This is a genomic window from Cellulomonas massiliensis JC225, from assembly GCF_000312005.1.
GTDB classification, from domain to species: domain Bacteria; phylum Actinomycetota; class Actinomycetes; order Actinomycetales; family Cellulomonadaceae; genus Cellulomonas; species Cellulomonas massiliensis.
On sequence record NZ_HE978588.1, the window covers coordinates 2,212,041 to 2,221,006 of the forward strand.

The 8,966-nt window shown below is 74.7% G+C and carries 8 protein-coding genes; 5 read left to right on the forward strand and 3 right to left on the reverse strand.

Annotation, left to right across the window (positions count from 1 at the left end; genetic code table 11):
- Positions 1–179 precede the first annotated feature (179 nt).
- Genes HGCM_RS10565 through HGCM_RS10575 form a run of 3 tightly spaced genes read left to right on the forward strand, consistent with a single transcriptional unit; the run spans position 180 to position 3,545 of the window.
- Entirely contained in the window at positions 180–1,745 is a 1,566-nt protein-coding gene (locus HGCM_RS10565; RefSeq protein ID WP_019136806.1) for a circularly permuted type 2 ATP-grasp protein, read from the forward strand.
- Positions 1,739–2,668, forward strand: a complete 930-nt coding sequence (locus HGCM_RS10570) for an alpha-E domain-containing protein (RefSeq protein ID WP_019136807.1) — start codon at positions 1,739–1,741, stop codon at positions 2,666–2,668. Before HGCM_RS10565 ends, HGCM_RS10570 begins: the two co-directional genes overlap by 7 nt.
- Positions 2,669–2,705: 37 nt before the next feature.
- Complete coding sequence (locus HGCM_RS10575) at positions 2,706–3,545, forward strand: transglutaminase family protein (protein WP_019136808.1); 840 nt, start codon at positions 2,706–2,708, stop codon at positions 3,543–3,545.
- A gap of 6 nt (positions 3,546–3,551) precedes the next feature.
- Here the strand turns inward: HGCM_RS10575 and HGCM_RS10580 are convergent, their stop codons facing one another.
- Entirely contained in the window at positions 3,552–4,286 is a 735-nt protein-coding gene (locus tag HGCM_RS10580; RefSeq protein WP_019136809.1) for a maleylpyruvate isomerase family mycothiol-dependent enzyme, read from the reverse strand.
- Positions 4,287–4,433: 147 nt separating this feature from the next.
- Between HGCM_RS10580 and lepA the strand changes: the two genes are divergently transcribed.
- Together lepA and hemW are read left to right on the forward strand one after the other, a co-directional pair.
- Positions 4,434–6,329 (forward strand): translation elongation factor 4, encoded by a 1,896-nt coding sequence (gene lepA, locus HGCM_RS10585; RefSeq protein ID WP_019136810.1) that lies wholly within the window; start codon positions 4,434–4,436, stop codon positions 6,327–6,329.
- On the forward strand, positions 6,326–7,561 hold the full coding sequence (hemW, locus tag HGCM_RS10590) for a radical SAM family heme chaperone HemW (protein ID WP_019136811.1): 1,236 nt from the start codon (positions 6,326–6,328) through the stop codon (positions 7,559–7,561). The genes lepA and hemW overlap by 4 nt, the downstream gene beginning before the upstream one ends.
- 28 nt (positions 7,562–7,589) lie before the next feature.
- On the opposite strand, the gene HGCM_RS10595 is transcribed toward hemW, so the two are convergent.
- Positions 7,590–8,093, reverse strand: coding sequence for a DUF4870 domain-containing protein (locus HGCM_RS10595; protein ID WP_019136812.1), 504 nt, complete (start codon positions 8,091–8,093; stop codon positions 7,590–7,592).
- Between the two features lie 106 nt (positions 8,094–8,199).
- Positions 8,200–8,631 carry a DUF4870 domain-containing protein gene (locus HGCM_RS10600; protein ID WP_147572804.1) on the reverse strand — a complete coding sequence of 144 codons (432 nt, stop codon included), beginning with the start codon at positions 8,629–8,631 and terminating at the stop codon, positions 8,200–8,202.
- Positions 8,632–8,966: the final 335 nt, after the last annotated feature.

Below are 8,966 nucleotides of genomic sequence, written 5' to 3' on the forward strand. Positions count from 1 at the left end.
GCGGTGCCGCGGCGCGCGTGAGCCGCAGCGCACGGCGCAGGGCGGTGGGCAGCAGCGACGTCCAGCGGGTCACCCGGCGACCGTACCGGGCGAGGTGGGCGCCAGGGCCGCTGAGCCGCCGGGCCGCGCCGCCCGCGGTCGTCACGCGGCGGTAACGGGACCGGTCTACTGTCCGACCCATGGCGGACCTGTTCGACGGCTACCCCCCGGGCCAGGCGTGGGACGAGATGATCGACGGCGAGGGTCCGCGGCCGGCCTACCGCCGGCTGCACGCCGCGCTCGCGACGATGTCGGCGGGCGAGCTGCGGGCACGCGCCGACGCGCTGGCGCGCTCCTACCTGGCGCAGGGCGTGACGTTCGACTTCGCGGGCGAGGAGCGGCCCTTCCCGCTGGACGTCGTGCCCCGCGTGGTCGCGAGCAGCGAGTGGGACACGGTCGCTCCCGGCGTGGCGCAGCGCGTCCGGGCGCTCGAGGCGTTCCTCGCCGACGTCTACGGCCCGCAGCGCGTGATCGCCGACGGCGTGGTGCCGCGCGGCGTCGTCGTGTCCTCGACGCACTTCCACCGCCAGGCCCGCGGCATCCAGCCGCCGAACGGCGTCCGGGTGCACGTCTCCGGCATCGACCTCGTCCGCGACTCGGCCGGCGGCTGGCGCGTGCTCGAGGACAACGTGCGGGTGCCGAGCGGGGTCAGCTACGTGCTGTCGAACCGGCGGGCGATGGCGCAGACCTTCCCCGAGCTGTTCGCGGCCCTGCGCATCCGACCCGTCGCGGACTACCCGCGGCGGCTGCTGGCCGCGCTGCGGGCCGCCGCACCGGCCGGCGTCGACGACCCGACCGTGGTCGTCCTGACCCCGGGCGTCTACAACAGCGCGTACTTCGAGCACTCGCTGCTCGCGCGCACGATGGGCGTCGAGCTCGTCGAGGGCCGCGACCTGTTCTGCGCGCAGGGCCGCGTGTGGATGCGCACGACGCAGGGCCGCCGGCGCGTCGACGTCATCTACCGGCGGGTCGACGACGACTTCCTCGACCCCGTGGCGTTCCGGTCGGACTCGCTGCTGGGCAGCCCCGGCCTGCTGACGTGCGCCCGCAACGGCACCGTCACGCTCGCCAACGCCGTGGGCAACGGCGTGGCGGACGACAAGCTGCTCTACACCTACGTGCCCGACCTCATCCGGTACTACCTGTCCGAGGAGCCGGTGCTGGCGAACGTCGACACGTGGCGGCTCGAGGACCCGGGCGCGCTGGAGGAGGTGCTCGACCGCCTGGACGAGCTCGTCGTCAAGCCCGTCGACGGCTCCGGCGGCAAGGGGCTGGTCGTGGGGCCGCGGGCCTCGCGGGCGGAGCTCGCCGAGCTGCGGACGCGGCTGCTGGAGGACCCGCGGGGGTGGATCGCCCAGCCGGTGGTCCAGCTGTCGACGATCCCGACGCTCGTCGAGGACGGCCTGCGCCCCCGCCACACCGACCTGCGGCCGTTCGCGGTCAACGACGGCGAGTCGGTGTTCGTCCTGCCGGGCGGGCTCACCCGCGTCGCGCTCCCGGAGGGCCAGCTCGTCGTGAACTCCTCCCAGGGAGGCGGGTCGAAGGACACGTGGGTGCTGGGCGGCGCGCCGCCGCGCCGGGCCGCCGGGCCGGGCGCGACGGCCCGGCCGGTGCCCGTGGACGCCGCGGTGCCGATCGACGCCAACCCGAGCGACGTCCGGGTGCAGGTCATGCAGCAGCAGCAGTCCGGGGGTGCCACGTGCTGAGCCGCATCGCGGAGTCGCTGTTCTGGATCGGCCGCTACGTGGAGCGGGCGGACGACACGGCGCGGCTGCTCGACGTGCACGTGCAGATCCTGCTCGAGGACCCCTGGGCGGAGGAGGACCTCGCGTCGCGCTCGCTGCTCTCGGTGATGGACCGACCGGCGCCGCCGCCGCACGTCGAGGTGGGCCGCGAGCACGTGCTCGACGTCCTGGCGTACGACCGCCGCTCGCCCTCCTCGATCGCGGGCGCGCTCGTCGCGGCCCGCGAGAACGCCCGCCGGGCGCGCGAGATCGTCTCCACCGAGCTGTGGGAGTCGCTCAACCTGACCTGGAACCAGCTGCCCGGCCACATGCGACCCCTGCGCCCGCACGACTACTTCTCGTGGGTGCGCGAGCGCGCCGCGGTCGTCAACGGCATCGTCGACTCGGCGACCTCGCGGGACGACACGTGGACGTTCATGGTGCTGGGCCGCTCGATCGAGCGGGCGGACATGACCGCCCGGCTCCTGACGACGCGCGAGCTCGCGGGCGCCGCGGGCCCGAGCTGGACGACGCTGCTGCGCTCGTGCGGCGCGCACGAGGCGTTCCTGCGCACGTACCGGGGCAACGCGTCCGACGAGAAGGCGGCGGGCTTCCTGCTGCTCGACCGGCTGTTCCCACGCTCGATCGTGTTCGCGCTCAACCAGGCCGAGGCGTGCCTGTCGGCGCTGGAGCCCGCGGTGCAGCGGGCCTCCGTCGACGAGGCGCGCCGGCAGATCGGGCTCGTCCGGACGAACCTGGAGTACCGGCCGCTCATGGAGGTGCTGGACCGGCTCCCGCGCGAGATGGAGCTCGTGCAGCGCGCGTGCTCCGCGGCGTCCGACGCGATCCGCGGCCGGTACTTCCCGTCCGCGTCGGCCACGCAGTGGGTCGGGGAGGCGCTGTGAGCGCCGGCGGCCCGCAGACGACGAGGAGGACGACCCGATGACCCGCCTGCGCGTGGTCCACACGTCGACGTTCCGGTACGCCGGCCCGGTCATCGCGTCGTACAACGAGGCGCGCATGACGCCGGTCTCCCAGAGCGGGCAGACGGTCGTCTCGACGCGCCTCGACGTGCAGCCGCAGACGTGGTCGCACGACTACCGCGACTACTGGGGCACCGCGGTCACCGCGTTCGAGGTGCTCGCGCCGCACGACGCGCTGGTGATCACCGCCGAGCACGTCGTCGACGTCGTCGACCGGCCCCCCGCCCGCGCGTCCGTCAGCTGGGACGAGCTGGCGGACGCCGAGGTGCGCGACCGGCTGGCCGAGTTCCTCGCGACGACGTCGACGACCGAGGTCCCGCCCGACGTCGTCACGCTCGCGCGGGCGGCGGCCGACGGGCTGGACCCGGCCGCGGCCGCGGAGGCCGTGTGCCGCGCGCTGCGCGACGAGCTCGAGTACATCCCCGGCGTGACGGCCGTGCACACGCCCGCGGCGGAGGCCTGGGCCGCCCGCGCGGGCGTCTGCCAGGACGTCGCGCACCTGGCGGTCGGGGCGCTGCGCGCGCTCGGGATCCCGGCGCGGTACGTGTCGGGCTACCTGCACCCCCGCGGTCCGGGCGAGGTCGGTGAGACGGTGGTCGGCGAGTCGCACGCGTGGGTCGAGTGGTGGGTAGGCGAGTGGGTCGCCTTCGACCCGACGAACCGGATCCCGGTCGGCAGCCACCACGTCGTGCTCGCCCGCGGCCGCAGCTACGACGACGTGCCGCCGCTGCGCGGCATCTACGCGGGGGCCGGCACGCAGGAGCTCCAGGTGGAGGTGCGGATCACCCGCGAGGCGTGAGCGCCGTCAGGGGGTGAGGCGCTCGGCCAGGGCGGCGTCGAGCGCGGCCCGGTCGCCGGTCACGTCCAGCGCCTCGTCGTCGGGGGTGGTGCGCCCCCACACCAGCAGGGCGAGCGCCCGGGCGGGGCCGCGCACCTCGGCGGCCGGCTCCAGCGGCGCCCGGTCGTCGGCGTGCACCGTCCACCGCGCCGGGGCGTCCGTCGCGACGAGGCGGAGGCGGACGGGCAGCGGCTCCATCCGTCCGAGCCGCACCTGGCGCGGCTGCATGACCGTCACCACCTCGTCGACGGTGTCGGCCCAGGCGGCGGGGTCCACCTCGGTCGCGAGGTCGCCCGCCGTGCGCAGGTCCCACAGGTGCACGAGCGTCTCGTGGACCTGGCGCCGGTGCCAGAACCGCACGACCCCGCTGTCGTCCAGGGTCCAGGCGGGAGCGTCGGGGTCGAGGGCCGCGAGCGTGTCGCGCAGCTCGGCGGCCTGGGTGGCGTAGAGCTCGCGCAGGACGAACGGCCCCCGCCCGAGCGGCGTCTCCTGGCGACGGCGCGCCTGGCCGGCCGCCCAGTGGTGGATGCGGGCGGTGTGCTCGACGACGTCGCGCGCCCGCCAGCGGCCGCACCACGGCACCCTCGTCGCGGGGTCGACCTCGTCGACCGACGCGAGGAACCGGTTCTGGAGCTCGTGCAGGAGGCTCAGGTGGTCGAATGGCGCCGGACCCGCGGTCGGCACCTCGGACGCGTCGGTCACGGGGCCATCCTGACAGCGTCGCCCGCCCGGCGGCAGCGCCCCCCGGGCGTCCGCACGGGGCGTGCGCCCGCGAGGGCGCCGCGCGTGGGACCATGGAGGGCGCGCCCCGCGCCGCCACCCTGCCGAGCACCGTGGAGTCCCACCAGCGTGTCCCCGATCCCGTCCGCCGCCGCCTCGTCGCGCATCCGCCCCGCGGCCACCGCGCCCGAGCTGCTGCGCAACTTCTGCATCATCGCCCACATCGACCACGGCAAGTCGACGCTCGCGGACCGCATGCTGCAGCTCACCGGGGTCGTCGAGGCCCGCGCCATGCGCGCGCAGTACCTCGACCGGATGGACATCGAGCGCGAGCGTGGCATCACGATCAAGTCGCAGGCCGTGCGGATGCCGTGGGCCGTGACGGGCGACGACGGAGCCACCACGGCGTACGCGCTGAACATGATCGACACGCCCGGGCACGTCGACTTCACCTACGAGGTGTCGCGCTCGCTCGCCGCGTGCGAGGGCGCGGTGCTGCTCGTGGACGCCGCGCAGGGCATCGAGGCGCAGACGCTCGCGAACCTGTACCTCGCGCTCGAGAACGACCTGCAGGTCATCCCGGTGCTCAACAAGATCGACCTGCCGGCCGCGCAGCCCGAGAAGTACGCCGAGGAGCTCGCGACGCTCATCGGCGGCGACCCCGCGGACTGCCTGCGCGTGTCCGGCAAGACCGGCGAGGGCGTCGAGGCACTGCTGGACCGCATCGTCGAGCTCGTGCCCGCGCCCGTCGGAGTGGCGGACGCCCCGGCGCGCGCGATGATCTTCGACTCCGTCTACGACACCTACCGCGGCGTCGTCACGTACGTGCGGGTCGTCGACGGCAGCCTCAACCCCCGCGAGCGCATCTCGATGATGTCGACGCGCGCGACGCACGAGCTGCTCGAGATCGGCGTCATCTCGCCCGAGCCCGTGCCGACGCAGGGGCTGGGCGTGGGCGAGGTCGGCTACCTCATCACCGGCGTGAAGGACGTGCGCCAGTCGAAGGTCGGCGACACGGTCACCAACGCGAGCAAGCCGGCCGCGGCCGCGCTCGGGGGCTACTCCGACCCCAAGCCGATGGTGTTCTCCGGCCTGTACCCGATCGACGGCTCCGACTACCCGGCGCTGCGCGACGCGCTCGACAAGCTCAAGCTCAACGACGCCGCGCTCAACTACGAGCCGGAGACGTCGGTCGCGCTGGGCTTCGGCTTCCGCGTCGGCTTCCTCGGCCTGCTGCACCTGGAGATCGTGCGCGAGCGGCTCGAGCGCGAGTTCGACCTCGACCTCATCTCCACCGCCCCGAACGTCATCTACGACGTCACGCTCGAGGACCGCACCGAGGTACGCGTCACGAACCCCAGCGAGTTCCCGGGCGGCAAGATCCGCGAGGTGCGCGAGCCGGTCGTGAAGGCGACGATCCTCACGCCGTCGGAGTTCATCGGCTCGATCATGGAGCTGTGCCAGTCGCGGCGCGGCGACCTGCTCGGCATGGACTACCTGTCCGAGGAGCGCGTCGAGATGCGGTACACGCTGCCGCTCGCCGAGATCGTCTTCGACTTCTTCGACCAGCTGAAGTCGCGCACGCGCGGCTACGCCAGCCTCGACTACGAGCCCACGGGCGACCAGTCCGCCGACCTCGTCAAGGTCGACATCCTGCTGCAGGGCGAGCAGGTCGACGCGTTCAGCGCGATCGTGCACAAGGACAAGGCCTACGCGTACGGCGTCATGATGGCGACGAAGCTCAAGGACCTCATCCCGCGGCAGCAGTTCGAGGTGCCCATCCAGGCGGCGATCGGGTCCCGGGTCATCGCCCGCGAGACGATCCGCGCCATGCGCAAGGACGTCCTCGCCAAGTGCTACGGCGGTGACATCACCCGCAAGCGCAAGCTCCTGGAGAAGCAGAAGGAGGGCAAGAAGCGGATGAAGACGATCGGCCGGGTCGACGTCCCGCAGGAGGCCTTCATCGCCGCGCTGTCGTCCGACCAGGGCGGCGCGAAGGCCGACAAGGACGCGAAGAAGAAGTGAGCCCGGCGCTCCCCGAGGGGGACGCGGCTCCCGACGACGGCGCGCTGCCGGCCTCGGTCGCCGCGGGCGCCGGGCGCCGCCGGTTCGGCGTCTACGTGCACGTCCCCTTCTGCACCGTCCGCTGCGGGTACTGCGACTTCAACACCTACACGGCGACCGAGCTGGGCGGCGGCGCGAGCCAGGCGTCGTACGCCGACACCGCGCTGGCCGAGGTGCGGCTCGCGCGGCGCGTGCTCGCGGACGCCGGCCTGCCCCAGCGGCCGGTGGAGACGGTCTTCGTCGGGGGCGGCACGCCCACCGTGCTGCCGTCCGGCGACCTCGTCCGCCTGCTCGCCGGCGTGCGCGACGCGTGGGGGCTGGCCGACGACGTGGAGGTGACGACCGAGGCGAACCCGGACTCGGTGACGCCCGAGTCGCTCGCCGCGCTGGCGGCCGGCGGCTTCACGCGCGTGTCGTTCGGCATGCAGTCCGCCGTCGGGCACGTCCTCGCGACGCTCGACCGCACGCACGACCCCCGCCGCGTCCCGGACGTCGTGCGGTGGGCCCGCGACGCGGGCCTGAAGGTCTCGCTCGACCTCATCTACGGCACGCCGGGGGAGTCGCTCGACGACTGGCGCACGTCGCTGGAGGCGGCGCTCGCCACGGGCGTCGACCACGTCTCGGCGTACGCGCTCGTCGTCGAGCAGGGCACCCGCATGGCCGTCCAGGTCCGGCGCGGCGAGCTGCCCACGCCGGACCCCGACGACGAGGCGGCGAAGTACGAGCTCGCGGACGAGCTGCTTGCCGCCGCGGGGCTCACCTGGTACGAGGTGAGCAACTGGGCGCGCACGCCGGACGACCGCTGCCGGCACAACCTCGGCTACTGGCGCGGGGACGACTGGTGGGGCGTCGGTCCCGGCGCCCACAGCCACGTCGGCGGGGTGCGCTGGTGGAACGTCAAGCACCCCCGGGCGTACGCCGACCGGCTGGGCCGGGGGCTCAGCCCGGCGGCGGGCCGCGAGCTCGTCTCGGGTGACGCGGCCGACCTCGAGCGCGTCATGCTGGGCGTGCGGCTGGCGCAGGGCCTGCCCGTCGCCGAGCTGCCGTCCTCGGGGCGCCGGGCCGTCGCCGGCCTCGTCGCCGACGGGCTCGTCGACGGGCGCGCGGCGCTCGACCGCACCGACCCGCGGCTGCGGCTGACGCGACGCGGCCGCCTGCTGGCCGACGCGGTGGTGCGCGCGCTCGTCGCCTGACGCGCCGGGCCGGGCCGGCGGGCGGCGGTCAGCGCACGAGGCGCAGGCTCACCGGGTAGCGGTAGAGCTCGCCGCGCGCGGCGGCCGCGGTCGCGACGACGCCGAGGCCCACCTGCGCGAGCCACACCGCGCCGACGAGGACGAGGAACCACCACGACTGGACGACGAGCACCCACGCGAGGACGTAGGCGCCGAGCAGCGTCAGCTGCAGGTTGAGCGCCTCGCGGGCGTGCTGCTCGACGTAGGGGCCGCGGCCGCGGGCCAGCAGCCAGACGCCGAGCGGGGCGAGGAAGCCGAGCGCGAACACGGGCACGAGGTGCGCGACCGTCGCGAGGGCCCGGTCCAGCCACGTGGTGCGCGGGACCACGGTCTGCGTCGCGCGGGTCGCCGTCGGCCGCGGGCGCGGGTGCCGGCGGGCGATCGCACGGCGGCGGCGCTGCTCGTCGGTGCGGGCGTCGACGGGGCCGGGCACGGGCCGGGGCGCCTCGGGCAGTCCCCAGGCGGGTGCGGGCAGGTCCAGCGACGACGGCACGGGTCCAGCCTACGGCGACGCGGGCGGACGCGGCAGGTCCGGGACGGACGACGGCGCGCACCCGGTCACCGGGTGCGCGCCGTCGACGGTCAACGGGACGCGGGCGTCACTTCACGAGGCGCAGCGTCACCGGGTAGCGGTACCACTCGAAGCGGCTCGCGGCGACGGCGGCGAGGATGCCGAACACGAGCGCGGCGACCCAGGCGGCCAGGAGGATCAGCAGGCCGATGCCGATCACGGAGAGGATCGAGCCCGCGACGTACACGATGAGCAGCGTGATCTGGAAGTTGAGCGCCTCCTTGGCCTGGTCCTCCAGGTAGGGCCCACGGCCCCGGAAGACGAGCCAGATGATGAGCGGCGCCACGAAGCTGAAGAGCAGGCCGCCGACGTGGCTGAGGATCGCCCACGTCTTCTCGTCCTGCTGCGACAGCGGCGCGCCGGGCTGCGCGGGGGAGGGCTGCTGGACGTACGGCTGCTGCCCGTACGGCTGCCCCGGCTCGTGCGGCTGGGGCTGGCTGGGGTTCTGAGGCTCGGTCACGGCCCACACAGTAGTGGTCGGGGCGACCTGCGATGCCCGGTCTGCCCCGATTTCATCGGGTGGTTTTCACGCGGTCGACCCGTTCGGGGGACGTCGCGGCACCGCCGCGCGCAGACGACCGTGGGCGCGGTGGCGCGCCGCAGGGTCTTGACACCGGGACGATCCCTCCGATTCGGTCGTCCCGGGCGCGCACGGCGGCTCGACCCGCGGGCAGGCGTGACCCAGGGGAGGTCTGCGCAGATGAGCGAGAACCCTGGCGGGACGCCGCCGCGCGAGGACGAGCCGACGCCGGGTGGCGACGCCGCCGGCGCGCCGGCCCCCGGGTCCGCGGTGCC